The organism is Actinomadura sp. WMMA1423, assembly GCF_006547145.1.
Lineage (GTDB): Bacteria > Actinomycetota > Actinomycetes > Streptosporangiales > Streptosporangiaceae > Spirillospora.
Genome location: NZ_CP041244.1, coordinates 1,418,558 through 1,443,463 on the forward strand (window position 1 = coordinate 1,418,558; position 24,906 = coordinate 1,443,463).

General features: G+C 74.8%; 19 protein-coding genes. 10 read left to right on the forward strand and 9 right to left on the reverse strand.

Features of this window, described 5'->3' with window-relative positions; translation table 11 throughout:
* Positions 1-121 precede the first annotated feature (121 nt).
* Both FKD65_RS06790 and FKD65_RS06795 read left to right on the forward strand, forming a co-directional pair.
* Entirely contained in the window at positions 122-682 is a 561-nt protein-coding gene (locus tag FKD65_RS06790; RefSeq protein WP_141576668.1) for a hypothetical protein, read from the forward strand.
* 16 nt (positions 683-698) lie between these two features.
* Positions 699-1,043 carry a hypothetical protein gene (locus FKD65_RS06795; protein WP_141576669.1) on the forward strand — a complete coding sequence of 115 codons (345 nt, stop codon included), beginning with the start codon at positions 699-701 and terminating at the stop codon, positions 1,041-1,043.
* A 109-nt stretch (positions 1,044-1,152) separates the two neighbouring features.
* Here FKD65_RS06795 and FKD65_RS06800 read toward each other — a convergent pair whose 3' ends face one another.
* The 5 genes from FKD65_RS06800 to FKD65_RS06820 form a co-directional block, all read right to left on the reverse strand.
* Positions 1,153-3,708 (reverse strand): NACHT domain-containing NTPase, encoded by a 2,556-nt coding sequence (locus FKD65_RS06800; protein ID WP_141576670.1) that lies wholly within the window; start codon positions 3,706-3,708, stop codon positions 1,153-1,155.
* Positions 3,705-4,355 (reverse strand): hypothetical protein, encoded by a 651-nt coding sequence (locus FKD65_RS06805; RefSeq protein WP_141576671.1) that lies wholly within the window; start codon positions 4,353-4,355, stop codon positions 3,705-3,707. The genes FKD65_RS06800 and FKD65_RS06805 overlap by 4 nt, the downstream gene beginning before the upstream one ends.
* Before the next feature lie 28 nt (positions 4,356-4,383).
* Positions 4,384-7,983, reverse strand: a complete 3,600-nt coding sequence (locus FKD65_RS06810) for a DNA-binding protein (RefSeq protein WP_141576672.1) — start codon at positions 7,981-7,983, stop codon at positions 4,384-4,386.
* Positions 7,984-8,069: 86 nt separating this feature from the next.
* The gene (locus FKD65_RS06815) at positions 8,070-8,807 is read right to left on the reverse strand and encodes an AfsR/SARP family transcriptional regulator (protein ID WP_168220964.1); all 738 of its coding nucleotides are present in this window, start codon (positions 8,805-8,807) and stop codon (positions 8,070-8,072) included.
* A gap of 257 nt (positions 8,808-9,064) precedes the next feature.
* On the reverse strand, positions 9,065-12,514 hold the full coding sequence (locus FKD65_RS06820; protein WP_141576674.1) for an AfsR/SARP family transcriptional regulator: 3,450 nt from the start codon (positions 12,512-12,514) through the stop codon (positions 9,065-9,067).
* 208 nt (positions 12,515-12,722) lie between these two features.
* Between FKD65_RS06820 and FKD65_RS06825 the strand changes: the two genes are divergently transcribed.
* On the forward strand, positions 12,723-14,111 hold the full coding sequence (locus FKD65_RS06825; RefSeq protein WP_141586483.1) for an FAD-binding oxidoreductase: 1,389 nt from the start codon (positions 12,723-12,725) through the stop codon (positions 14,109-14,111).
* 201 nt (positions 14,112-14,312) lie between these two features.
* On the opposite strand, the gene FKD65_RS06830 is transcribed toward FKD65_RS06825, so the two are convergent.
* Positions 14,313-14,780, reverse strand: coding sequence for a hypothetical protein (locus FKD65_RS06830; RefSeq protein WP_141576675.1), 468 nt, complete (start codon positions 14,778-14,780; stop codon positions 14,313-14,315).
* A gap of 241 nt (positions 14,781-15,021) precedes the next feature.
* On the opposite strand from FKD65_RS06830, the gene FKD65_RS06835 reads away from it, so the two are divergent.
* Together FKD65_RS06835 and FKD65_RS06840 are read left to right on the forward strand one after the other, a co-directional pair.
* On the forward strand, positions 15,022-15,378 hold the full coding sequence (locus tag FKD65_RS06835; protein WP_141576676.1) for a hypothetical protein: 357 nt from the start codon (positions 15,022-15,024) through the stop codon (positions 15,376-15,378).
* A gap of 12 nt (positions 15,379-15,390) precedes the next feature.
* The gene (locus tag FKD65_RS06840) at positions 15,391-15,708 is read left to right on the forward strand and encodes a hypothetical protein (RefSeq protein ID WP_141576677.1); all 318 of its coding nucleotides are present in this window, start codon (positions 15,391-15,393) and stop codon (positions 15,706-15,708) included.
* An 86-nt stretch (positions 15,709-15,794) separates the two neighbouring features.
* Here the strand turns inward: FKD65_RS06840 and FKD65_RS06845 are convergent, their stop codons facing one another.
* Positions 15,795-16,199: a hypothetical protein gene (locus tag FKD65_RS06845; RefSeq protein WP_141576678.1), complete on the reverse strand. Its 405-nt coding sequence runs from the start codon at positions 16,197-16,199 to the stop codon at positions 15,795-15,797.
* Between the two features lie 195 nt (positions 16,200-16,394).
* On the opposite strand from FKD65_RS06845, the gene FKD65_RS06850 reads away from it, so the two are divergent.
* The 4 genes from FKD65_RS06850 to FKD65_RS06865 are packed head-to-tail and all read left to right on the forward strand — an operon-like array spanning position 16,395 to position 21,429.
* Positions 16,395-17,096 (forward strand): response regulator transcription factor, encoded by a 702-nt coding sequence (locus FKD65_RS06850; RefSeq protein ID WP_141576679.1) that lies wholly within the window; start codon positions 16,395-16,397, stop codon positions 17,094-17,096.
* Positions 17,093-18,490, forward strand: a complete 1,398-nt coding sequence (locus FKD65_RS06855) for a HAMP domain-containing sensor histidine kinase (RefSeq protein ID WP_141576680.1) — start codon at positions 17,093-17,095, stop codon at positions 18,488-18,490. The genes FKD65_RS06850 and FKD65_RS06855 overlap by 4 nt, the downstream gene beginning before the upstream one ends.
* Before the next feature lie 36 nt (positions 18,491-18,526).
* Positions 18,527-19,273 carry a DUF2993 domain-containing protein gene (locus FKD65_RS06860; protein ID WP_141576681.1) on the forward strand — a complete coding sequence of 249 codons (747 nt, stop codon included), beginning with the start codon at positions 18,527-18,529 and terminating at the stop codon, positions 19,271-19,273.
* Positions 19,267-21,429, forward strand: a complete 2,163-nt coding sequence (locus FKD65_RS06865; RefSeq protein ID WP_141576682.1) for an MMPL family transporter — start codon at positions 19,267-19,269, stop codon at positions 21,427-21,429. The genes FKD65_RS06860 and FKD65_RS06865 overlap by 7 nt, the downstream gene beginning before the upstream one ends.
* Here the strand turns inward: FKD65_RS06865 and FKD65_RS06870 are convergent.
* Positions 21,395-22,333 carry an NAD-dependent epimerase/dehydratase family protein gene (locus FKD65_RS06870; RefSeq protein ID WP_141576683.1) on the reverse strand — a complete coding sequence of 313 codons (939 nt, stop codon included), beginning with the start codon at positions 22,331-22,333 and terminating at the stop codon, positions 21,395-21,397. The genes FKD65_RS06865 and FKD65_RS06870 overlap by 35 nt on opposite strands.
* Entirely contained in the window at positions 22,330-23,502 is a 1,173-nt protein-coding gene (locus FKD65_RS06875; protein WP_141576684.1) for a glycosyltransferase, read from the reverse strand. Before FKD65_RS06875 ends, FKD65_RS06870 begins: the two co-directional genes overlap by 4 nt.
* Before the next feature lie 361 nt (positions 23,503-23,863).
* Here FKD65_RS06875 and FKD65_RS06880 point away from each other — a divergent pair, with 361 nt between their 5' ends.
* A complete protein-coding gene (locus tag FKD65_RS06880) occupies positions 23,864-24,877 on the forward strand; it encodes a hypothetical protein (protein WP_168220965.1) in 1,014 nt (337 codons plus the stop codon).
* The last annotated feature ends 29 nt before the right edge of the window (positions 24,878-24,906 follow it).

The following is a 24,906-nucleotide window of genomic DNA, read 5'->3' on the forward strand; positions in this document are numbered from 1 at the left end:
AAGGCACCGACATCCACCCGCCCTGCGCCGGGAGACCTGCGATGAAGCCGGCGCGAAGCGGGGCTGAAGCCGCCGGCTGCTTCACTTCGGTTCCAATCCTCACCGAGACGGATCGGGAGCCATGCAAAAGATCTTCTCCAAGGCCGCGGCCACGCTCGGAACCGCCGTTCTGGTGACCGGGTCGGCCGCGGGCGCCGCGACGGCCGAGAACCGGCCGTCCGCCCCTGCGGCCGAGCAGGGCCGGACCTCCACCACGACCCACTGCGCCTACGTGTTGGACCGGCTGAGGCCCGGCGAAACGTCCTCGCGGATCCTGCGGAAGGGCTGCGCCCCCTCCAAGAAGGAACTGGACGGTGCCATGGGCACTACGGCCGACACCCTTCTGCTCGTGATGTACGAGGACGCCAACTACGGGGGATCCACCAAGGCCTGGTACGGCAAGTACGGGCCCTGCGACTCGGAGGGCTACGGAATCCGCGACCTGGAGACCACCCTCTGGAACATCAACGACAAGATCTCCTCGTGGAAGATCGGCCACTCTCGCTGCAACTACGTGAACATGTGGGAGAACGCCTCGTACGGCGGCCGGCACGCGGCGTGGAAGTACTACACGGCCGTCCCCTACGTGGGCGACCAGCTGAACGACCGGATCTCTTCGGTCCACGTCCACTACGAGCCCTGAGGACGGAGGAGCCGCCATGCCGACCACTGCGAGAACTCGCCGCGCGGCGACCGCGACGGCCGCCGCCCTGCTCGTGGGCGGCGCCGCCTTCGGCGCCGCCGCCGGCACCGCCCGGGCGAAGGCCGTCTGCCCGACCGGCTTCGTCTGCTTCCAGGAGAGCGCCACCGGCGGCCGGACCGTGCGGATCGCGGAGGGCCAGGGAGCCTACTTCCCCGGCGGGATACAGGTGTACGTGGCAACGAACAGCACCCGCCTGAGCTACTGCCTGACCAGTCGGCCCTACGACTACGTCCTGCCGCCCGGTCAGCAGGCGGCGCGGAGCCACACCGTTCTCGCCGCCCGCCCCGGCGCCGTCTGCTGAGCGCCCGAAGAGGCCGCGTGGCGCCGTCGTCGACACGCGGCCTCTTCCTGTCCGGCGCCGTCGAGCTCGCCGTCTCCCCCGCCCTGGCAGCGGGGATCCGGACGCCCGCTCAGGCCTGCCCCGGCCCGCTGCCCGGAGCCTGGTCGGCAGGGGTCAGATGGTCCTGGAGTTCGCGGTGCCGGAACTGGTAGGTGGCCCCGCTGACACGCAGCAGCCGTGCTTCGCAGGCCCAGTCCAGAAAGGTCCACAACCGCAGCGGAAGCAGCCGCCGCGCGGCGGCCACGATCAAGCCGACCATGGCGCGGGACCAGGCGATCGCGCCGAAGGCGAGGCCGAACGCCACGCCGCCGACCAGTGCGCACGCCGCCGACACGAGGACGTGCCGGCTCATGGCGAAGACCGCGAAGGCCGCGACCCCGCCGATGAGGCCGAAGGCCGTTCCGATGACCGGATCCCGGTGCAGGGCCTCTCGCGGATGCACGAGCTCCGCGTCCTTGCTCCAGCCCCCGGTGGTGATCCTGAAGACGAGGCCGAGCGCGATGGCCAGGCCGGACGCCCCCGCGACCCCCGCCGCCAGGGCGATCGGGCCGGCGTGGGCCAGCCGCAGCGGCGGCAGCCCCGTGAGCGCGCCGCACAGCCCGAAGCCGGGCAGCGTGAGCGGTTCGGCGCGGATCGCCGCGGCGATGGTCATGCGGTCCGCTCCCGCCCGCCCGGCGGCGGTCATCCCGATGACCGCTCCGAGCACCGCGCCGCCGGCGGCCCCGGCCGCGACGGCGTACCCGGCCCCGAACACCCTGCCCCCGGTCAGGCCCAGTCCCGCCAGGCCGCCGAGCGCGCCCAACGGGAGACCCGCGAGGACCCCGAGCAGGCCGCCGACCACGCGCCGTCCGCGCGGGACGCAGGCCCGCCCGCCCGCGGCGGCGGGCCACGGCGACAGCGACAGCCCGGCGGCGGTGCCGACCCAGCCCGCCATCAGCGCCAGGGTGAGCGCCTCGCCGGCGTCGAGGCCGTCGCGCAGATCCCCCGGGCGGTCGACGCCCGACCCCGCCCAGAACGCCGCCATGGCGACGACCGCGAGCACCACGCAGCCCAGGAGGTGCAACGCCCGCACGAGGCGCCGCCCACCGACCGGCCACAGCAGGTGCGGGACCAGGTCGACCGCCGTGAGGCCGGGCGGCCCCTGCGTCCGCCCGGCCTGCCGCCGCAGGTGCCCGGCCAGGTGCTCCAGCCAGACCCGCACCTGTTCCGGCCGGTACGGAGTGCCGTGGGCGGTGCGCGGGGCGAGCCGGGTCGCCGCGGGGACGTAGAGGTCGAGGAGCCTCCCGGCGATCCCGGCGGCGGCCTCCCGCGGGTCGGAGCCGGGGGCGGCCTCCAGCAGTCCGGCGGGCTGCGCGCCGGACTCCACGGCGGTGGCGAGCAGCAGCAGCCGCCACGGCGTGGACAGCGCGGCGTGGACGGCCGTCCCGGACGGCCCGGCCAGCGCCCGTTGGACGGCGTCCCGGTGGGCGCCGCACGGATGGCCGTCCGGCCAGCGCGCCCGCAGGTACGCTCCGATCTGCTCGACCGTCAGGTCGTGGAGATGGATCCGGACCGCGTCGTCCAGGTCGCACCGGGCTTCGAAGAGCTCGGTGTACCGGTCGGCCCGGCAGGTCACCACCACCGCCCCGGGCCGCCGCCCGGACGGGTCGCTGTAGCGGTTCAGCTCGGTCAGGAGCCCGATCGCCCGGGCGGGCGGACCCGGGGACGGCTCGGGGTCCAGCTCGTCCAGGCCGTCCACGACCGGAAGCACACGCCGGTCCCGCACCAGCCGCAGCGCGTCCTTGGCCGCGAGACCGAACTCCCGCCGCAGCTGCTCGGCCAGCCACGGTTCGAACGGGCTCCCCAGGGTCCAGCGGGCCGCGCTGAGACGCACCGGCACCATCCGCGGGCCGCCGGCTCCCCCGTCCCCGGTCAGGAAGGGCTCGAGCAGTTGCAGCACCAGCTCGATCGCGAGGATCGTCTTGCCGGCCCCGGACTCGCCCACGACGAGCAGGCGCCGCGGCCGCAGGCCGCCGAAGAACCGGCCGACCGAGTGCAGGTCGCCGGCGGCGTCGTCGGGCATCGGTTCGGCGTGCGGTCCGAAGGACACCGGCGCGACGCTGTAGCCGCCGAGCAGCCCCTTGCGCGCCCTGTCCTCCTCCCCCGCGACACGGCGCGCCAGCAGCTCGACGGCCGGGTCGCGTTCCGGGCGTCCGGCGGTCTCACCGCCGTCTGGCGGGGCATCGGGCCCGCCTTCCGCCGGGGCCGGCGCGGGTGCGTCCATCGTGTCCGCGGCCAGGGGCTGCCGCGCTCGTGCCAGGGCCGTTCTCGCCGCCCGCCAGCGCTCGAGCTCGCCGGGGACGAGCTCGGGCGGGTAGTCGCAGTAGCGCAGGCAGGCGGTGACGAACGCCTTGACGAAGTCCCACCGCGGCAGCTTGTCGGTCTGACGCAGGACGTGCGAGACCGTGCTCTTGGGCAGCGCGTCCACCGCCGCCCGGTCCGAGGCGGCCGTCCGGCCGCCGAGGGACCGCAACCGGCTCATGGACGGCTCGCCCGCCCACTGCCTGAGCCGGACCAGCGACCGCACGAAGTCCGCCGCACTGAGGGCCTCGGCCGGGTCCGGCGGACGCGGGTCGTCTGCGCTCATCGCTCCGTCCTCACCACCGCCCACTCGAACTCGGCCCTGCCGCGCCGCGGCCGCCGGCCCTCCAGCCAGGTGCCCTCCAGTGTCTGGACATGGCGCGACTCCATCAAGAAGTTGCGAGCCTCGTCGGCTTCGACCAGCTCACGGCCGACGGCGATGGGGACGAGGCCGTGCCGGGGGATGTAGACCCATCGTCCGCGGTCCCAGTCGTAGGGGTCGAACCAGTGGTGGCGGACCGTGCCCGACATCCTGACCTCCCGCCCGGTTCGGGTCAGGACGAACGAGCCCTGCGAGCGCAGCAGGCTCATCCTGCTGACGTAGAACAGCTCCGTGCCGATGAACGCGTTGATCCGCGCGTCCCAGTGGTCGTTCAGCCAGGTGGACGTGCCGTCCCGCAGTCGCCCGGCCTCCCGTGCGAGCTGCCGTTCGAACCTGCGCCGGTTCTTCATCTCGGCGCGGCGGATCGCCCGGAAGGAGCGCAGCCAGCGGGGCGACAGGGTGCGGGACGCTCCGCCACCGTCCATGAAGTGGTCCAGGAAGTCGGCCGCGACCGGGTGCACCGTGCGGCTCTGGTCGACGATGGACCGGAAGAGCGCGTCCAGCTCCCCGGCCGGCCGGCCGGTCCGCCGCCGGAAACCTCGCAGGAACATGCCCGGTCTCACCCTCGCGGGGTCTCTGTCATGGACACGTCCGCCGGTACTCCTCCTGCGGCACGAGGGTCTCCCATTCGTCGCGGGTGAGGGATCGTCCTGCGTTGGCGCACGCCGCGGCCACCGGGTCCGCGGGCGCGGCCGCGTTCCACAGCCGGGCGGTGCCGTCTCCGGCCACCGTGGCGACGGCCCGGCCGTCCCGCCGGTAGGCGATCGCGGTGATCCCGCGGGTGTGGCCGGTCATCGGGGCGCCGAGCCGCCGGTAGACCCGCAGGTCCCACAGCCGCACCCCGTGGTCGGTGGAGCCGGTGGCGAGGATCCGGCCGTCCGGGCTGAACGCGAGCGCGCTGACCGCACCGCCGTCGATCAGGGCGACGCCCGCCGGGCGGCGGCGGGCCACGTCCCACAGCCGGACCGCGGAGTCGGCGGCCGTGTACGCCAGCGTCCGGCCGTCGGGGCTGAACTCCAGGTCGTCGACGAACCCGCCGGCGGCCGCGGGCGGCTGACCGGGGAGCGCGCGGCGGGCGGCCACGTCGAAGAGCCGGAGCCGGCCGTCGAGGCCCGTCGCCGCCAGGGTCCCGCCGTCGGGGCTGATCGCCATGGCCGTGACGACGTCGGTGTGCCCGGGGACCCGGATGCGCGGCCCGGTCTCCCGGCGGCGCGCGACGTCCCAGAACGCGATGGCCCCGTCCTGGTGGACCGCGGCGTACCTGCCGTCGGGGCTGGCCTCGGCCACGCCGTCCAGCGTCCCGTCGTGGGCGACCTCGCGGCGGCCCGGGAGGTCCCAGAGCCGCAGGCCGTCCGGTCCGGACGCCAGGAGCGTCCGCCCGTCCGGCAGGAAGTCGATCGCGGACACGGAACCGCGGGAGCCCTCCGGGACCAGCGGGGGCCCGCTCGGGCGCCGGGTCGCCACGTCCCACAGCCGGATCCCGGGGTCGCCCTTGCCGGGCGCGCCGGTCGCGAGGGTCCGTCCGTCGGGGCTCAGGGCGACGGCGCCGCGGGCGGGCATCCAGGTCCCGATCTGCAGGTGGGTCCTCGGGTCCGCCAGCCGCACCACGCCATCGGCACCGGCGGCCGCGAGCAGGCCTCCGTCCGGGCTGAACGCCACGCGTTCGACGCCTCCGGCGCCGTCGGAGAGCGCGAGCAGCCGCTGCCGGCCGGCGCTGTCCCACAGGACGGTGCGCCCGTCGCCTCCGGCGGTCGCCAGCCGAGTGCCGTCAGGGCTGAAGACGATCGCGTTGTATCCGTGGACGCCGTCCTTGAGCGTGCCCGTCTGCCTTCGCGTGGCCATGTCCCACAGCCGGGCGGTCCTGTCCCAACCCACCGTGGCGAGAGTGGCGCCGTCGGGGCTGAGGGCGACGTCCTTCACACCGGCCGTGTGCCCCGTGAAGGGGTTCCCCAGTTGCCGGGAGGCGGCGACGTCCCACAATCGCACGGACTTGTCCTCGCTCGCGGCGGCCAGGGTCCTGCCGTCCCGGCTGAACGCCACGGCGTTGATCCTGGACGAGAGGCTCGGCCCCTTCTCGGCGCGGCCCATCGGGCGCCCGCGCGGACGGTGCGTGGTCGCGTCCCACTGCTGGACGACCCCCTTGAAATCGCCGGTCGCGAGGGTCCCGCCGGCCGGGTTGTACGCGAGCGCCGACACGACCTCCCCGTTCTTGACCGGAGCGCCCCTCTGGCGGCGGGTGGCCACGTCCCAGAACCAGACGGTGTCGAGGCACCGGGTGGCCAGGGTACGGCCGTCCGGCGCGAAGGCCACGTCGACGCCGCCGGAGCACTCGTACTCCGGGCGCGTGATGGGAGCGCCGATCTGCCGCCGCGAGGCCGCGTCCCAGAGCCGCGCGGTGCCGTCGTCGCCCCCGGTGGCGATGACCGAGCCGTCGTGGCTGAACGCCACCGCCGTGACGCCTCGGGCGTTCCCGGTGAGGGTCCCCCGGCCGGTGCGGGTCGCCGCGTCCAGGACGCGGTTGCGGGCCTCGTCGGTGGGGGCGATCCGCCACGCCGCCACGGCCAGCATCGCCGACAGCGCGGTGTCGCCGGTGGTCTCGCTCTGCGCGGCGAGCTGGCGCGAGACCGCCACGCCGCGCTGGCGGGCGGCGTCGTCCGCCGCCTCGACCGCGGCCACGGCCGCGACGAGGGCGAGGACCACCAGAGCCCCGAGGACGGCCTGCACGGAGCGGCGGCGCCGGACCGCCCTGCGCGCCGTCGCGGTCGACGCCCCCACGAACCGCTCCACGGTCGGGCCGGGCGGCGGGAAGCTGTCGGGGTCGCGCTCCCAGCGGGGCCGGACGTCGTCGACGGCGAGCAGCCGGGCGCCCCGGTACAGGAAGGCGGGGTCCCGGTGGTGCCCGTCCCACTCCGCGGCGTCCTCGACGAGCCGGTCGTACACCGCCTGCGCCGTCAGATCCGGTTCGAGCCACTGCCGGAGGGTCGGCCAGGCGGTCAGCAGCGCGTCGTGGGCGATCTCGGCGGTGTCCTCGTGCAGGGTGAGGAGGCGCTTCGCGGCGAAGGCCGACAGCAGCGCCTCGACGCGGTCGCGCTCCCGCCCCGCGCGCGCGGACGCGGCGGAGCGGATCTCGGCCAGCGTGGCCCTGCGCCGCGTCGCCCGCCCTCCCGCCGTGATCACGGTCATCCGCCGGAAGAGCCTGAGCGCGGTCTTGCGGTCCTCCGGCGGCAGCCCCTGGAGGACCTCGTCGGCGGTCTGCCGCACCGAGTCGCGGACCCCGCCGGACTTCTCGTACCCCCTGATGGTCAGGCGGCCGTCCTCGCGCCTGTCCCAGGTGTTGCGCAGCGCCTGCGAGAGCAGCGGAAGGGCACCGGCCTCGTACCGGCCGCCGCCGGTCGGGCCGGCGCGCAGATCGGCGAGGATCGTCTCGACCAGGCCGGGCTCGAGCTCCAGGCCCGCCGCGGCCGCCGGACCGGTGACCGCCAGCCGCAGGTCCGACTCCGTCATCGGCTCGACGATGACCTGGCCGTCCTGGATGGCCTCGGCGAACCGCGGGTAGGCCGCGCACCGGTCCCAGTAGTCCGCGCGCACGCCGATGACCACTCCGGCGCGGGCGGGCCCGTCGGCCAGGGCGTGCAGGGCCCGCACGTACGCCTGGCGCTCCCGCTCGTCGGCCACCAGCGTGAAGAGCTCCTCGAACTGGTCGACCACCAGCACGAGGCGGCCGGTCCCGCCGGCGGACGGGACCTGGCCCGGGTCGTTCCGCAACCGCTCGTGCACCGCTTCGACAGGTCCGCCACAGGTCTCGGCCCACGCCTCGGCCAGTGCCCGCAGCGGCTCCGCGGTCGGCGTGATCACCAGGCGCGGCCACCGGTGCGACCCCGCGACCGGCAGCGCCCCCTCGGCCAGCGCCGGGATCAGCCCCGCCCGTAACAGCGAGGACTTGCCCACACCCGAGGCGCCCGAGACCAGCAGGATCGACCCGCCCTTCTCCAGGCGCGCCCCCAGGCGGGAGAGAAGGCCGCCGGTCGCCCGCGCGCGTCCGAAGAACAGGTCGGATCTGTCCGTGCTGAAAGGCGCCAGGCCCTGGTAGGGGCATCCGTCGGACGGCGGCGCGAGGCCCGCGGAGGCCGTCGGCCGCGCGGGGACGTGCGGCGGGCCGCCCTCGCTCCCTTCGTTCATACCCGGCATTCTGGTCAGGCGACGCGGTATTGATCAATCGCATCGACCCGAGAACGGCGGGAAGGCCCCCCGCCGGGGGCGCCGTCCTAGAGGCTGGGCGCCCTCATGGCCAGCAGGTCCGCGTGGATCCGCTTCAACGCGGGATGGGGATCCGTCCCGAGTTCCGCCGCGATCCGGGCTCTGACCTCCTCGTACCTGGCCAGTGCGTCGGCCTGGCGGCCCGAGCGGCACAACGCGACGAGGAGCCGCGCCCACAACGACTCGCGCAACGGGTACCGCGCGGTCAGTTCGCTCAGCTCCACCACGAGCTCCCCGTGCCGGCCGGCGCGCACGTCGAGGTCGACGCGGCGCTCCAGCGCGGCGAGGTACCGCTCGACCAGCCAGGGCCTCTCCGCCTCCTGCAGCCATCTGGACGGCACGCCTTCGAGCGGCCTGCCCCGCCACAGGTCGAGCGCCTCCACGAGCCGCGCCCGCTCGTCCGCGGTGCCGGACGCGCTCGAAGCCTCGCTCAGCACCCTCACGAACCGCAGGACGTCGACGTGCTCGGGATCGACGTGCAGGACATAGCCGATGGGCCCCGAGCCGATCCACTCCGCACCGAGCGCGCCGCGCAGCCGCGCGACATAGGTCTGCACGCTGCGGCGGACGTTGCCCGGTGCCCTCTCGTCCGCCCACACGGCCGTGGCCAGGCGCTCGACCGACACCACTTGGCCCGCCGACAGCGCGAGCATTGCCAGCAGCACCCGCAGCCGGCCCGCCGACAACGAGACCGGGCTCCCGTCCACGAAGACGGAGAGCGGCCCCAGCAGCCCGACCGAGAGCACCCCCCGCTTCCGGCCGGCCGGTTCTCCCCCGGCCACGACACTCGATTCCCCGTTACGCGCGTACACATCGCCCCTGAGGTCCATGACCGACGGTCAGGGCCCCACGCCGCCCCGACGCCGGCCCCCGAAGAGATCAGCACGCACATCGAAGGCTCCGATCGCCCCGTCCGACAAGCCGTCGGACGGAAATGAACGGAATCGGACGCCGGTCCCCCGCCCCGCCGTCCCTGGGGCCGCCGGCCACCGTCCCTGCCGGGTCACCGGGGCCTGAGGCCCGGCGCCTCGGCGGCGCGCGCCAGGTGCTCCGCCGCCGCGTCCGGGCGGCCGAGCCGCTCGGCGAGCTTCGCCAGGACGGCGTGGTTGGAGCCCGCGCAGGCCAGCGCCGAGCCGACGACCTGGAGCCGGTCCCGGTACGGGTACAGCAACCGGTACATGGCCGCCGGGTCGGGGGTGCCGAGGACGGCGGCGATCTCCCCGAGCTGGCCGTGCTCGAAGTCCGAGGCCCACGTCTGCTCGCGGGGCACCCGGTCCAGGCTCCAGCGAAGGAGCAGGTGCCGGGCGCGCTCCTGCTCGCCCGCGTCCAGCAGGGCGAGGACGGCGGTGGGGCGCAGCGCCGCGTTCTCCGGGTGCGGCGCCGCGGCGAGGAGTTCGTCGAGCCTGCCGGGGACCCGCCCCCTCGCCCGGTCCAGCACGGTGAGCTGCATGAGGCGGGCCCACTGCGCGCCCCACACGCTGGTCCGGCGGTGCTGCCGGTCCGCCTGCTCGATGAGTTCGAGGGCCGTCTCGTCGTCGCCCCGCAGGATCGCGTACCCGGCCTGCTGGTAGGTGTGCTGGAGTTCCAGTTCGAGGATGCCGAGGCTCTGGACCATGCGCCCGGACCGTTCGAGGCCGTCCTCGTACTCGGCGATCCGGCCGAACTTCAGGTGCGCCGAGAGCAGGTGCATGCGCGCGATCACCTCGGTGACGGCCGGCAGCCCGGCGCCCGCCAGCGCGAGCGACTCCTCGAGCGCGGCGATCCTGGCGGGCTCCCGCTCCGGGACCCAGGCGGCGATGACGTAGTTGTTCAGCGTCCGGCCGCGCAGCTCCGGGTCGCCGATCCGCCGGGCGATCTCCACCGCCTCCTCGGCCAGCCGCTCGCCCTCGGGACGGTCGGGACCGTAGTACAGCTCGACGGCCAGGGTGCCCAGCAGCTCCGCCCGCCGGCGCGGATCACGCGTCTCGGCGATCAGTTCCCGCAGCAGCGCGGCGAAGCCGGAGTCGACGGTCCCGTAGGCGCGCCAGTTCCACAGCGTCACGCCGCCGAGGATGGACACGGCGTCCGCGAGCCGTTCCCGGTCTCCGGCCCGCCGGGCGATCTCCACCGCCTCGTCCAGCACCCTGTCGGCGCCGCGGACGTCGCCCGACAGCCGCAGCTCCTCCACGAGGGTGATCAGCGTCCGGTAGCGGCGGTCCTGCCCGTCCCCGCCCGGCGGCAGCACCGCCAGGGCCCGCTCGCGGTGCCGGGCGGCCTGGTCGAACGCGAGCTTCCTGCGGGCCTCGTCGGCTGCGCGGGAGCAGGTCCGGAAGGCGGGCTCGGACGCGGTTCCGCCGGCGGCGTGGAACCGGTGCCGCGCCAGGTCGTCCAGCCGGCCCTCACCGCCGTGGACGGCCTCGATGGCGTCGGCGAGGAGCGCGTGCAGTTGCGTCCGCTCCCCCGGGGCCAGCCGCGCCGACAGCGCCTCCCGGGAGATGTCGTGGACGAACCGCCACTTCCACGTCTCCTCGTCGTGCCGGAGCAGCCCGCTGTCCAGCGCGGGCTCCAGCGCGGTCACGACCTGCGCCGGGTCCATCCGGACGGCGTGGGCGAGGATCCCGACGTCGATCTCGGCGCCCGCCAGCGCGGCCAGCCGCACCAGGACGCGGGTGTGCTCGGGCAGCCGCTCGAACCGGCGCTCCACGACGTCCCGGACGGTGGCGGGCACCTGCGCTCGCGAGCGCCCGTCCGCGTCGTCGTGGAACCTGAGCAGCTCGGCGAGGAAGAAGGGGTTCCCGCCGGTGCGCTCCCGCACCGCCGCCGCGTCCGGCAGGCCGTCGCCGTGCCCGCCGAGCAGGGTCTCGATCTCGGGGACGGAGAGCCCGGACAGCGGGAGCCGGTGGACGGCGCGCTCGCGTCCGAGCAGGGCCAGCGTGTCCTCCAGCGCCGCCGGGTCGAGCGCGTCGGTGGACCTGCACGTCGCCACGATGCCGCACGGCAGGCCGCGCAACCGCCCGATGAGCAGCCGCAGCGCCTGCAGTGACCCCGCGTCGGCCCACTGCAGGTCGTCCAGGACGAGGAGCAGCGGTCCGGTGCGGGCGGCCTCGACGACGGCGCGGGCGATGGCCTCCAGCAGGCGGAAACGCTCGATCGCCAGGTCCTGGGTGCCCGCGGCCCCGCGGTCTCCGGCGCGGCCGGCCGGACGGTCCCGTGCGCCGCCCGCGAAGGCGGGCCGCTCCACGCCCAGCTCCTGGAGCACCTGTTCCCAGAGCCAGAACGGCGGGGCGCCCAGGTCCTCGACCGCCCGCGCCCACACCACGTCCATGTGCCGCTCGCGGGCGAGCCGCGCGGCGGCCTCGGCGAGCGTGGTCTTGCCGATCCCCGCCTCGCCCTCGAGCAGCACCATCGTCCCGGTGCCGCGGCGGGCGGCCTCGATCCCGGCCCGCAGCTCGCCGAGCTCGCGTTCGCGTCCCACGAGCCCGGGCACGGCGTCCGCGGCCCGCTCGTCCTGCTGCGGCGCCGCCTGCCCGGCGGCGCGGGGCGTCCGTCCCGTGCTTCCGGACGGCACCGGGCGCGAGACGTCCGGCGGGGTCCGCGCCTCCAGGGCGGAAGCGGATTTCCGGGCGGGGACGGCATCCGGAACGGGGGTGGCGGTGGCCACCTCGCCGAGCGAGGGGTCGCGGCGCAGGATCGCGCTCTGCAGGTCGGCCAGCTCCGGCCCCGGGACCAGCCCGAGCTCCTCGTCCAGCAGCCGGCGGCAGTCCTGGTACGCCTGCAGCGCGTCGGCCTGCCTGCCGTCGCGGTAGGCGGCGAGCATGAGCCGCGCCCAGTACCGCTCCCGGAGCGGCTGCTCGCGGACGAGCGTCTCGGCGGTCGCGGCGGCCGTCTCCGGGCGGCCGCATCCGAGCAGCGCGGCGGCCCTGCAGTCCAGCGCGCGCAGCCGCAGCTCCGCCAGGGCCTCGGCGTGCCCGGCCAGGTCGGGGTCCTCGGCGACGTCGGCGAAGGGGCGCCCGCGCCACAGCGCGAGGGCGCGGTCCGCGGCCTCGAGGGCGGCGGGGTGGTCCGCCCGCTCCACCAGCCGCTCGCCGCCGGCGACCAGGGCGGCGAACAGCTCGGTGTCGACCTCGCCTTCCGCCGCGCTCAGCAGGTACCCGGGCGGGCGGGTCACGATCGCGCCCGTGCCGGTCCGGGCCCTGCGGGACGGATCGAGCAGCCGCCGCGCCTGGGAGATGTAGACCTGGAGCGTCCCCACCGCGGAGGCCGGGGGCTCTCCCGCCCACAACCGGTCGACCAGCCGGTCGACCGAGACGACCCGGTTGGCGTCCGCGATCAGCAGCGTCAGCAGCGCGCGCAGCTTGGCCGAGCCGACGACGACGGGCGCGCCCGCCGCGTCGGTCACCTCCAGCGGCCCCAGGACCCGGAACCGGGGGATCCCGGCGGCAGCACCGGACCCACGCTCGAAATCGCCTTCCACCCGCCCCCGCCGTGGTCCCCGTTGTCCCCCGTGCCGGCCGCCCGGCCGCCGCTTGAGGACGGCTTGTGTCCGGCCTTAACGGCACCGAACAGGCCAAATGTAACCCACCCCGAAGGGCGCCCCAAGTGCCGCCTGCGAGAACAGAGGCACCTCCCGCCGCTCGGCACCGCCGAGAAGATCCCGAACAGGAGAGATCACCGTGACCACCATGTCCCTCCCGGACCTCGACGGCCTTCGCGAGCAGGTCCTCGGCCCGGTCCTCACCCCCGGCCACCCCGGCCTCGACCGGGAGGTCGCGCCGTTCAACCTGGCGGTCCGGCACCGCCCCGCGGTCGTCGTCGGCGCGACCGGAGCGGCCGACGTGGCGGCGGCGGTCGGGTTCGCCCGGCGGTACGGGCTGCCCGTCGCCGTCCACGCCACCGGGCACGGCTCGGTCGCCCCCGTGGTGGGGGCGCTGGTCGTCAACACCGGCCGCATGCGCGGCGTCGCCGTCGACGCGGCCACCCGGACCGCCCGGGTCGAGGCGGGCGCCACCTGGGGCGAGGTGATCGAGGCCGCCGCGCCGTTCGGGCTCGCCCCGCTCTGCGGCTCGGCGCCGGCCGTCGGCGCCGTCGGCTACACGCTGGGCGGGGGCCTGGGCCCGATCGCCCGGACCTACGGCTTCGCCGCCGACCACGTCCGGTCCCTGGAGGTCGTGACCGCCGACGGACGGAAGCGCATCGCGGACGCCGACACCGAGCCGGACCTCTTCTGGGCCCTTCGCGGGGGCAAGGGCGACTTCGGGATCGTGACCGCCATGACGATCGACCTCTTCCCGGTCGCGAGCCTGTACGGCGGCGGGATCTTCTACGCGGGCGAGGACGCGGCATGGGTCCTGCACGCCTACCGCGAGTGGTCCCGCGACCTGCCCGAGTCGACCACGACGTCCATCGCGCTGATCCGGCTGCCGCCGGTGGAGGAGCTGCCGCCGCCGCTGCGCGGCCGGTTCGCCGTCCACCTGCGCGTCGCCCACGTCGGCGGCCGGGCCGAGGGCGAGCGGCTGCTCGCGCCGATGCGCTCGGTCGCCCCGGCGATCATCGACACGGTCGGCATGATGCCGTACACGGCCATCGGCTCCATCCACAACGACCCGACCGACCCGATGCCCGTCTGGGAGCGGGGCGCGCTGTTCCGGGAGCTCACCGTGGAGGCGGTCCAGGCGCTGCTGGAGACGGCCGGGCCGGGCGCCGAGTCCCCGCCGCACATGGTCGAGGTGCGCCAGCTCGGCGGCGCGGTGGCCCGCGCGCCGCGGATCCCGAACGCGGTCGGCGGGCGGGACGCGGCGTACTCGCTGCTCGTGCTCGCCCCGCCGCCCCCGCAGGACATGGAGGCCCTGGTGCGGCCGCTCGGCGAGCGCGTCATCGACGCCGTCCGCCCGTGGACGACCGGCGGCTCGCTCCTCAACTTCCAGGGGGCGGCCACGGCGCCCGAGCAGGTCGCCGCCGTCTGGCCGACCGACGTCCACCGGCGGCTGAGGGAGCTGAAGGCCGTCTACGACCCGGCCGGAATGTTCCGGTTCGGCCACTCCCTGGGCGTCCCGGACTCCGCCGCGGCCTGACCGCCGACCAGTGATCGTCCTGGAGGCCGGGGGCCCTCCAGGACGATCCCGCCGTCCCGCTCACCCGGCCGGCCCGGCCACCGGACGGGGCCCCGGCCCTCGTAGTCGATCAGGTCCCGGCCGGCCTGGTACGCCCGGCCGTCCCGGAGACCGTGGCCTCCTGCCGGGCCCCTGGACCCGGGGCCGTGGACGGCGGCACGCTCACGAGCGGTCGTGGATGGTCTGGTCGCGTCCGGCCTGGTAGACCCGGCCGTGCCCGGAGGCTTCGGCGCGCTGGGAGACATAGGTGGCGCCGTCCCCGGTGAAGACGTTCCCGGAGACGTCACCGCCGACCGCGACCGACCGCTCCCCCGAGGCGACGACGTCGCCCCGGGGGAGCCGCGACTCCCGCACCAGGAGGCGCAGCCGTTCGGCGAACTCCGGGTCGCCGTCCGCCGCGTCGGCGACCGCGTCCGCGACCCGCCGCACCGTCCGGTCGCTGACCCGGCCGGCCGGGGCCTGCTCGGTCAGCGCCGCCAGCGCCGGATCCGCGCCCAGCTTGACGACGATCAGGTCGTGGACCGCGTCCGGCGCCCCGTCCGCCGGGCGCTCCGCCGGGCCGCCCTCATTCGCCAGCCCTCGCACCAGATGGTCGACCGCGGCCCGCGCCACGTGCTCGATCTCCGACACCGGTCGCCTCACTCTCCTCAGCCGTCAGCGCCCGCGCCGGGCGGGTCCTGTCAGCGCTCATCCCCTGTCGATCAGACGCTCGGCGACGGCACCGGGATTCAGACCGGAACCGGCCAGGCGACCCGGATCCACCGATGGCCCGTCGCGCGTTGAGCGCCGTCAGGTGCGGCCTCGTCGGGATCCGCCTCGCCGCGATCGGCCCGGGAGGCCGGCGCGGCTCCGGCCTCGGCCACGTGGGCCCGTGTCCCGGGGGGCCGCGGGACGCGCCGAGTCGTCCGCGGGCTCTGGGCTGATCGGCGTTTCCGCGACCGGGCCGCGGGACGCGTGGGCCGTCGGGTACCGGGACGCCGCTGAGAGCGACCCGGGTAAGGCCGTTCTCCTGCGCCGGGACGGTTTGCGCTGGCGCGAGGCTCCGCTGCCGCGTGAGGTTCCGGACGGCGAGGGCCCGGCGCGGCAGGAGATCCTGGACGTTCCGCAGGGCGAACTCACCGGGATCTGGCAGATTTCACCCTCCGATGTATGGGCGGTCGGCTTCCTTCACTGCTACGGAGACAACTGCGAGCGCCCTGTGGGGATGCACTGGGACGGCTCGGCATAATCCCGGGTTCAGGTGCCGATCCAGGTCGGGGAACTGCAGGGAGTCACCGCTCTCGACACCGACCGGAACGATATTTGGGTCGGCGGAGTCGACCTCGACCACAGGAACCAGATGCTTTTCCTGCACTATGATGGGAAAGCCTGGACTCGCGAGTACGGTCCACCGTTGATGACCGGCGCCGCCGCAGAAGACGGCCTCAATCGCGTCAATCGGTCCCGCCTGACCGCCGTGCCCGGAACGAGCGCGCTGTGGGCGGTCGGGTCGGTTCGCATGGGAACCGACAACGGTGATCCGGAGGAGCACTTCGTCCTCCGCCGCGAAGGCCCCTGAACCCGCACCACCGGGTGCGCGTCAAGCGCGCACCCGGTCCGGGCGGCGGCGATGACCTCCGTCAACGCCGCCCCGGCGAACGTCGTTCAGGCGCCTATTCCGCCGGTGCAGGCGGCGGCGATGTAGCCCTTGCGGCCCTTGTAGTTGACCACCAGCCACTGATCGTCTTTCGGCTCCGCGGCCGCGCACCGGTAGGTTCCCCCCTCGACCTGCGGGCAACTGGCCCCGCTCTTCCAGCCGAGAAGCTTCTTGCCGTGATAGCGGACGACGACGCCGGCGCTGGTCCGAGGTTCCTTGCGGACGCGGAACTTGTAACCCCGCCTCTTGTCGGTGTGGACGTAGCACTTGACCTCGCGGACGCCGTCACCGGTGACCGAGTTCGAATGCGCCGCCGTTCCGGCCGGAGAAGCGGGGACTTCCGCATCGGCTGCATTGGCCGCCCCCGCGAGAGTCACGGCGGCGACCCCCATTACCAACAATGCTCGCCTCATGGGGCCCAATGTAGAACCGGGCCACCCGCCGGTCAAACATGTCGTGATCTTCAAAAAGGATGTCGCACTCTAATTTCGAGCAATTCACCTCAAAATAGAGTTATTTGCTCCCTGGGCCCCGGTGCCCGGCCCGGCCCCGTCCGCCGCCCCGGTTCACAGGGTTCTCTCATCGAAGCGTGCTTTGATGAGCGCCTCATGCCTGGTCAGAAGATTCTCGTCGTGGACGACGAGCCGAACATCGCCGACGTCCTGGCGACCGCGCTGGCCTTCCACGGGTTCGACGTGACCACCGCGTCGACGGGCGCCGAGGCCGTCGAGCGGGCGGAGGCGGAGCACCCCCACCTCATCGTGCTGGACCTGATGCTGCCCGACGTCGACGGCCTGGAGGTGTGCCGTACGCTGCGCGGCCGGGGGCACCGGTTCGGGATCGTGTTCCTGACGGCGCGGGACGGGCGCGCCGACAAGGTCTCAGGGTTGACCTACGGCGGCGACGACTACGTGACCAAGCCGTTCGCGCTGGACGAGCTGCTCGCGCGCGTGCGGGCGGTGCTGCGGCGGGTCGTCCCCGAGGAGTCGCATCCGGGGGCCGTCCTCAGGGTGGCCGACGTGGAACTGGACGAGGACCTCTGCGAGGTGCGGCGCGGCGGCACCCCCGTGCGCCTGTCCCCCACCGAGTTCAAGCTGCTGCGCTACCTCCTGGGCAATCCCGGACGGGTGCTGTCGCGCGCCCAGATCCTCGACGCGGTCTGGGACTACGACTTCGGCGGCACCTCCAACGTCGTCGACACCTACGTCGGCTACCTCCGCAGGAAGCTCGACCCGCTGGGGCCGCCCCTCATCCACACGCAGCGGGGATTCGGGTACGTCCTGCGCGCGGGCGGAGCGAGCGGCAGGTGACCCTGCGGACGCGGCTGCTGATCGCCCTCGTGGCGCTGACCGCCGGCGCGCTGGTGATCACCGGGGCCGCCAGCACGCTGGCGCTGCGCTCGTACCTGGTCGGCAGGGTCGACGACCAGTTGCGCGCGGCGGCGCTCGTGGCCCGGCAGAACGCGGTGGTCCGGAACGGATCGCGCGACGAGCTGCGGACGGCGGTGGCGCCCACCGAGTACGTCGTGGAGATCCGCCGCGAGAACGGCACGATCAGCGGGGTCGGCGGACCGCCGGAGCTCGCCCCCGGGGTGCTCGGCGAACGGGCGCCTCCGGCGCCGGCCACCGGGGTCTCCGCCCCGGCCGGCGTCGACGCCGGGCCCGCGGGCCGGTTCCGCGTGGTGTCGTTCACGGCGCCGAACGGCCGCGCCACGGCCGTGATCGGCCTGCCGCTGCGGCCGGTCGGCGAGACGGTGCGGCGGCTGCTGCTGATCGAGGCGCTGGCCGGGCTGGCCGTGCTCGCGCTGCTGGCCGGCGCGGCCCGGCTGCTCATCCGGCGCGGGCTCCGCCCGCTGGAGACGATCACCGAGACCGCGGGCGCGATCGCGGGCGGCGACCTGGACCGGCGGGTGCCGGTCTCGTCGCCGCGCACCGAGGCGGGGCGCCTGTCGATCGCGGTGAACGGCATGCTGGCCCGCATCCAGGCCGCCATCGAGGCCCGCGCACGCTCGGAGGAGCGGTTGCGGGAGTTCGTCGCCGACGCGTCCCACGAGCTGCGCACGCCGCTGACCTCGGTGCGCGGCTACCTGCAGATGCTCCGGCACGGCGTGGTGACGCTGGCCGACCGGCCGGACGCGGTGCGGCGCGCGGACGACGAGGCCGCCCGGATGTCCAAGATCGTCGACGGGCTGCTGTACCTGGCCCGGCTGGACCAGGAGCCGATGCCGCGCCCCGGGCCGGTGGACCTCGCGGCGATCGCCGCCGACGCCGTCGCCGACGCCCTCGCCGTGGAGCCCGAACGCCCGATCACGCTGCGCGCGCCGGAGTCCTGCGAGATCACCGGTGACGAGGACGCGCTGCGGCAGGTGCTGGCGAACCTCCTCGGCAACGCCCGCGCCCACACCCCGCCCGGGACCCCGGTGACGGTGCGCGTGCTGGCGGAGACCGGGGCGGCGGTGGTCGAGGTGTCCGACCGGGGGGCGGGCATGCCGCCGGAGTCGGCGGCGCGGGCGTTCGACCGCTTCTACCGGGGCGCCGGCGCGCGCGGCGGGTCGTCCGGCAGCGGTCTCGGGCTGCCGATCGTCGCCGCGATCGCCCGGTCGCACGGCGGCTCCGCCGGGCTCGAGAGCACGCCCGGGGAGGGCACCACGGTCCGGGTGCGTTTGCCCTCCCGTGGACCTCTGAACGATCTCTCATCTTCCTGACGACGGGTTCTGAGATCCGGCTGGTCGGGTGGGGTCATGATTCCCAGACCATCCCGCCGGACGGCCGTCGTGGCGGCCGCCGCCGTCATACCGCTGGCCCTGGCGTGCACCGCCGACCGGCTGGCCGCGGACCGGGCCGCGGGCAGGCTGTCCGGCCGGGCCGCCTGCTACCTGCGCACCGCCGACCGGCCGCGGGTCGCGCTCGGCGGCTTCCCGTTCCTGCCGCAGGGGCTGTCCGGCCGTCTCGACGACGTCAGGATCTCCGCGCGGAACGTGCGGCGCGGAGAGCTGAGCGTCAGCAGTCTGGACGCCCGCCTGCGCGGGGTGCGCCAGGCGCCCGGCGGCAAGGCCGCCGTCGAGCGGGTCACCGCGGACGCGGTCGTCTCCTTCCCGTCGCTGAACTCCATGCTGGCCGGCAAGGGCGGCGACGGGCCCCGCGTCCAGGGGCTCGGCTACGACAACGGCATGCTCGCGGTCGAGACGCGGGTCGCGCGGGCGGGCATGGAGCTGCCGGTCACCGTGCTCGCCGAGCCGAGCCTGAGCGGCCGCAGCCTGGACTTCCGGCCCCGCTACGTGAAGGTGCTCGGCCGCCTGGTGCCCGCCGAACAGCTCATGAAGCGCCTGCCCGAACAACCCGACCTGGGCCGGGAGCTGCCGGAGCTGCCTGTCGGGCTGCGCTACTCGTCGGCCGGGGTGACCGGGGACGGGGTGCGGATCGGCATGACCGCCGACGACGTCAGCCTCACCGCCGGCGGGAAGAGCAAGGAGGGCCGGTCGTGCTGAGGCTCGTGAGCACGCTGTGCGTCCGCCGCCCCTGGACGGTGATCGCCGTATGGCTCGTCCTGATCGGGTCCGTCGCGGCGGCCGTGCTGGTCTTCGGGCGGCCCACCGAGAACTCCCTGTCCCTTCCCGGCAGCGACGCCCAGCGGGCGGCCGACGTCCAGGCGAGGGCCTTCCCGGACGAGGCGGCGGACGACGCGTCCGGAACGCTGGTGCTGCACGCCACCGCCGGGACGCTGGAGGACCCCGCCCGGCGCGACGCGATGGCGCGGGCCGCCGAGCGGATCGAGGCCGTCCCGCACGTGCGGAAGGCGACCCCTGCCTCGCGGCGGGCCGGGACCGTCTCCGCCGACGGCCGCACCGGCTACCTGGCGATCGCGCTCGACGTGCGGGCCCGCGACGTGGACCGCGCGCTGGTCCGCCGGATCGAGGACGCCGCCGCTCCGCTGGAGGCGACCGGCGTCGAGACGGTGCCCGGCGGGCGGCTGGCGGAGGCCGCCGAACGCTCGGGCGGCGCCGCGCGGGAGGCCGGCGGCCTGGCGGTGGGGGCCGTGGTGCTGCTGGCGGCGCTGGGCGGCGCCGTCGCGGCCGGGTTGCCGATCGCGATGGCCCTGGCCGGGCTGGTGTGCGGGGTCGGGGCCGTCGGGCTGCTCGGACATCTGACCGCGATACCTCCGGTCGCCACCACCCTCGCCACCATGATCGGGCTGGGTGTCGGCATCGACTACTCCCTGTTCGTGCTCAGCCGCTACAGGACGCTGCTGGCGCGGGGCGAGGGGGTCCCGCAGGCGGTGCGCTCGGCCGTCACGTCCTCCGGCGCGTCCGTGGCCTTCGCCGGGGCCACCGTGGTGATCGCGCTCAGCGGGCTCCTGCTCGGCGGCGTGCCGGTGCTGCGCACCCTGGCCTGGACGTCGGCGCTCGTCGTGGCCGTCGCCGTGGCCGTCGCGGTGACGCTGCTGCCGGCGGTGCTGCGGGTACTGGGCGGGCGGATCGACGCACTGCGGGTGTTCCGCGGGCGTGGCGGCTCGCAGGCGCCGTCGGCGGTGTGGGAGCGGCTCGGCGGGTGGGTGACCGCGCGCCCCTGGCGGGTGCTCATCGGCTCGGCGGCCCTGCTGGCCGTCCTGACCGTGCCGGTCACCGCCATGAGGCTGGGCCAGGTCGACGCGGGATCCGACCCGGCCGGCAGCGCGCCGCGGCGCTCCTACGACCTGATGGCGCAGGGCTTCGGGCCCGGCTCGAACGGACCGCTCACCGTGGTCGCGGCGCCCGCCCCCAAGGCCGCCGGCCCGGCCGACGCCAGGATCACCGGCCTCGCCGACTCGATCCGCCGGACCTCGGGGGTCGCCGAGGTCTCCCCGCCGAGGCTCAGCGCGGACGGGTCGGCGGCGGTCCTGCGCGTCACCCCCGCCACGGCTCCCGCCGACCCGGCGACGGCCGATCTCGTCCGGCGGATCAGGGCGCTGCCCGCCGCCGGCGCGGAGGTCCACGTCGGCGGGCCGGTCGCCGCGCACGCCGACCTCGCCGACCGGGCCGCCTCCCGGATGCCGCTGATCATCGGGGTCGTGCTGGCGCTGTGCGGGGCGGTGCTGCTGGCGGCCTTCCGCGCCCCGGTCGTGGCGGTCAAGGCCGCCGTGATGAACCTGATCTCGATCGGCGCCGCCTACGGGGCCCTGACCGCGGTGTTCACCTGGGGCTGGGGAGTGGAGGCGCTCGGCCTGGACGGCCCGGTCCCCATCGAGGGCTACGTACCGATGATGCTGTTCGCGGTGCTCTTCGGCCTGTCGATGGACTACGAGGTGTTCCTGCTGACCGCCGTCCGGGAGGAGTGGCTGCGGCACGGGGACGACCGCCGCGCGGTCTCCGGCGGGCTGGCCGCCACCGGCCGGATCATCAGCGCGGCGGCACTGATCATGGTCGGGGTGTTCGCCGGGTTCCTCCCGCACCACGACCCGGTGATCAAGATGTTCGGGCTGGGCATGGCCGTGGCGGTCGCCGTGGACGCCACGGTGGTGCGCGGGCTCCTGGTGCCCTCGTCCATGGTCCTGCTGGGCCGTGCCAACTGGTGGCTGCCCGCCTGGCTGGACCGGGCGCTCCCGCGGTCCGGTCCGCCGTCACCGCGACCGGTCAGCGGTAGCCGGGCAGGGTGTGGAACCAGCTGACCGTCTCCTCCAGGCCGGCCTCCAGGGGCACGGGGCGGAGATCGGGGAACAGGGTGCGGAGCCGGCGGTCGTCGGCCTGGGAGTCGCGGACGTCGCCGGCCCGGCCCGGCTCATGCCGTGTCGGGAGCGGCCGGCCGACGAGATCGGACAGCAGCTTGGCGACGTCGAGGATCGAGACCCTGGTCCCGAACGCGAGGTTGACCGGCGTGTCGTGGGCGACCCTCCGGACGGCGGCGTCGGCGAGCACCTGCGCGACGGTGCCGACGTAGGTGAAGTCGCGCGTCTGGTGGCCGTCGCCGTGGACTCGCAACGGGCGGCCGCGCAGGGCCGCGTCGATGAACGCCGGGACGACGGCCGCGTAGGCGTGGCCCGCGGGCTGGAACGGCCCGTAGACGTTGAAGAAGCGCAGCACCAGCACGGGCAGGCCGAAGGCGGCCGCGTACGCCAGGCTGTAGGACTCGGTCGCCAGCTTGCTGGCCGCGTAGGGGCTGAGCGGGCGCGTGGGGAGGTCCTCGTGCTTGGGCAGTTCGCGGACCGCGCCGTACACCGACGACGAGGACACGGCGATCACGTGGACGCCGCCGCGGCGGCAGGCCTCGAGCACCCGCACCGTTCCCGTGGCGTTGACCTGGTGGCTGGCCATCGGGTCGGCGAGGGACCTCGGGACCGAAGGGCGGGCCGCGAGGTGGACCACCGCGTCGGCCGCGGCGAGGGTCCGGTCGAGCAGGCCGCCGTCCAGGATGCTCCCGTGGACGATCTCCACCGCCGTCCCGTCCAGGTTCGCGGGGTCGCCGGTGCTGAAGTCGTCCAGCGCCACCACCCGGGTGACCTCGGGGCGGGCCGCCAGCTCCCGGCACGCGTGCGAGCCGATGAAACCCGCGCCTCCGGTGACGACGATCCTCATCGGCCGCCCTCCCCCGCCGCTGACCGGCCCCGTTCCGCGGCGAGAGCGGAGTAGAGCGCCTCCATGTCGCCGACCAGCCGGCCCGGGCCGAACCGCTCGGTCGTCCGCGCCCGCGCCCGCTCTCCCATCGACAGCCGCAGATGGTCGTCGCGCAGCAGTTCCAGGACGCGGTGGGCGAGTTCGTCGGCGCGCGGCGGGGCCAGGAGTCCGGTCACGCCGTGCTCGACCACGGAGGCCACGCCGCCCACCCGGGTCGCGACGGCCGGGAGCCCGGCCATGCCGCCCTCGATGAGGGAGACCGGCGTCCCCTCGTTGTCCGAGGTGAGCAGGACCAGGTCCGCAGCCGCGTAGACGGTCTCGACGTCGGCCCGCCATCCGAGCATGCGCACCGCCCCGTCGAGCCGCGCCGCCCGGGCGGCGAACTCCCCGGCGAGGTCGCCCCCGCCGCAGACGGCGAAGCGGACGGCGGGGACGTCGCGGCGCACCGCCTCCATCACCTCCAGCAGCCGGTCGGGCCGCTTGATCCCGGTCACCCGTCCGACGTAGGCGACGACGGGGCCGCTCTCGGGGAGGCCGAGCTCGTGCCTGGCCTTGCGCCGCTCCGGAAGAGGGGCGAGGGCCAGGCCCGGGGCGGCCACCACGTACTGCTCGGGACGCCCGATGCCCGCGGCGAGGAGGTCGTCGCGCACCTGCGGGCCGACGGCGACGAGCCGGTGGCTGAGGCGCGCGAAGGCGCGTTCGGCCCCGATCAGCAGTCTCGTCTTCGCCGGCGGGAAGTAGCCGTGCAGCAGGTGGCCGTGGAAGGTGTGGACGCGTGCGGGGACCCGGGCCGCGACGGCCGCCACCCGTCCCAGCGCCCCGGCCTTCGCGGTGTGGGTGTGGACGATGTGCGGCCGGAACCCGCGCATCGCGGCGGCGAGGTGCGCCAGGGAGCGGACGTCTCCTCCCGGGCGTACGGCGCGCCCCAGGGTCGGCACATGGTGCGGCTCGATATCGGGGGCGCACATTTCCGTGTAGTCGGCCTCGTCCTCTCCCACATGCCCGCAATAGAGCCGCTGCTCGAATCGCTCGGGATCCAGCCCGCGCATGAGCGTCGCCACCTGGACCGCCGGGCCCCCGACGTTCATGCGGGCGATGACCCGCATCACCCTGATGCGTTCGCCGACCATCGACCCCTCCAAATGCGTAGCACCGATCACAGTCTATGCAGATCCGCGGGATCGACACACGGTCACGCGCCCGCATGTCCGAGCAGGTCAGAGGGTTGACCATAGACCGAAATAGAGGACAAAAGGTCGGATTTCAACCTTTTCTTCGAGGCTCTCCTTCCAGGGATCCGGCCACGATTTCCCAGTCATTGTATTTGTTTGCCCTACCGGCACTCGTCAATGACCGAGGCGGATGTCGAGGGCGGGTAATCTCGGCGTTGCCAATAGGATGCCGGACGGTGCACGGCCGAATTCGCACCGCCGTCGCACGCTACAGGGGGAAACAATGATTTCTCGTACTGCGCGGGCATGTGCCTGTTTCGTGGGCGTTCTGGGAGCGGCACTCACGGTGCCGGCGACGGCCCAGGCCCAAGTCATCACGCCCTGCAGCACCTCGGCGCTGATAGCCGCGATCAACACTGCGAACACGGGCGGGCCCACAACGATCGTCCTGACACCCCTCTGCGTCTACTCCCTCACGACGCCGGCGGAAACCGGCACCCGCGGGCCGGACGGACTCCCGATCATCAGGCGGAGCATCGAGATCCGGGGCAACGGAGCGACGATCCGGCGGACCGTGGGCAGCCCGCCGTTCCGCATCCTCGAGGTACTCGGCGGAGGACTCACCCTCAGCAACCTCACCATCAGGGGCGGCGACAGCGGCGCCGACACAGGCGGAGGCGTCCTTGTGGACGGGGGCACGGTCTTCAGGGCCACGGCCGTCACCTTCACCGGCAACCAGGGCGACAACGGCGCCGCCCTGAGCGGTGACACGGCGGACGTGACGCTGCTGACCAGCAGGATCACCGGCAACACGACGACGGGCGGCGGCGCCGGCGCCGTCTACAACGACGGGAGCCTGCTGGTGCAGTCCTCGAACATCGTCGACAACACCGCGAACACCGGCGGCGGAGGCATCTACAACGAGCAGGGCGGTGTCGCCACCGTTCGCAACAGCGTCATCCAAGGGAACACGGCAAGGACCACGTTCGGCGGAGGCATCGTCAACCTGAGCGGGTCCACCCTGCGCCTGCAGAGCAGCACCGTCGCCCTCAACACCGCGGCCACGGACGGCGGGGGCATCTACAACTCCGGCACGCTCTTCGTGACCAGCGGATCCATCTTCGGGAACTACGCCTCGGGCAGGGGCGGCGGGATCTTCAACCAGACCGGCGGCACCGTCTCGCTGACCAGCTCCACCGTCGCTCGCAACCAGGCCACCAGCGGGGGCGGGATCTACAACGCCGCGGGCCCCGGAAGCGTGACGAGGGCCTTCACCTCGATCGTGCTGAACATCCCCGACAACTGCGCGCCCACCAGCACCAGCTGCGGCTAGGACGGCTCGGTCGGCTCATGGCCGTGTTC

Coding starts and splice junctions, on each gene's coding strand:
- FKD65_RS06790 (WP_141576668.1), top strand. CDS start 122: ATGCAAAAGATCTTCTCCAAGGCCGCGGCCACGCTCGGAACCGCCGTT.
- FKD65_RS06795 (WP_141576669.1), top strand. CDS start 699: ATGCCGACCACTGCGAGAACTCGCCGCGCGGCGACCGCGACGGCCGCC.
- FKD65_RS06800 (WP_141576670.1), bottom strand. CDS start 3,708: ATGAGCGCAGACGACCCGCGTCCGCCGGACCCGGCCGAGGCCCTCAGT.
- FKD65_RS06805 (WP_141576671.1), bottom strand. CDS start 4,355: ATGTTCCTGCGAGGTTTCCGGCGGCGGACCGGCCGGCCGGCCGGGGAG.
- FKD65_RS06810 (WP_141576672.1), bottom strand. CDS start 7,983: ATGAACGAAGGGAGCGAGGGCGGCCCGCCGCACGTCCCCGCGCGGCCG.
- FKD65_RS06825 (WP_141586483.1), top strand. CDS start 12,723: ATGTCCCTCCCGGACCTCGACGGCCTTCGCGAGCAGGTCCTCGGCCCG.
- FKD65_RS06845 (WP_141576678.1), bottom strand. CDS start 16,199: ATGAGGCGAGCATTGTTGGTAATGGGGGTCGCCGCCGTGACTCTCGCG.
- FKD65_RS06850 (WP_141576679.1), top strand. CDS start 16,395: ATGCCTGGTCAGAAGATTCTCGTCGTGGACGACGAGCCGAACATCGCC.
- FKD65_RS06860 (WP_141576681.1), top strand. CDS start 18,527: ATGATTCCCAGACCATCCCGCCGGACGGCCGTCGTGGCGGCCGCCGCC.
- FKD65_RS06870 (WP_141576683.1), bottom strand. CDS start 22,333: ATGAGGATCGTCGTCACCGGAGGCGCGGGTTTCATCGGCTCGCACGCG.
- FKD65_RS06875 (WP_141576684.1), bottom strand. CDS start 23,502: ATGGTCGGCGAACGCATCAGGGTGATGCGGGTCATCGCCCGCATGAAC.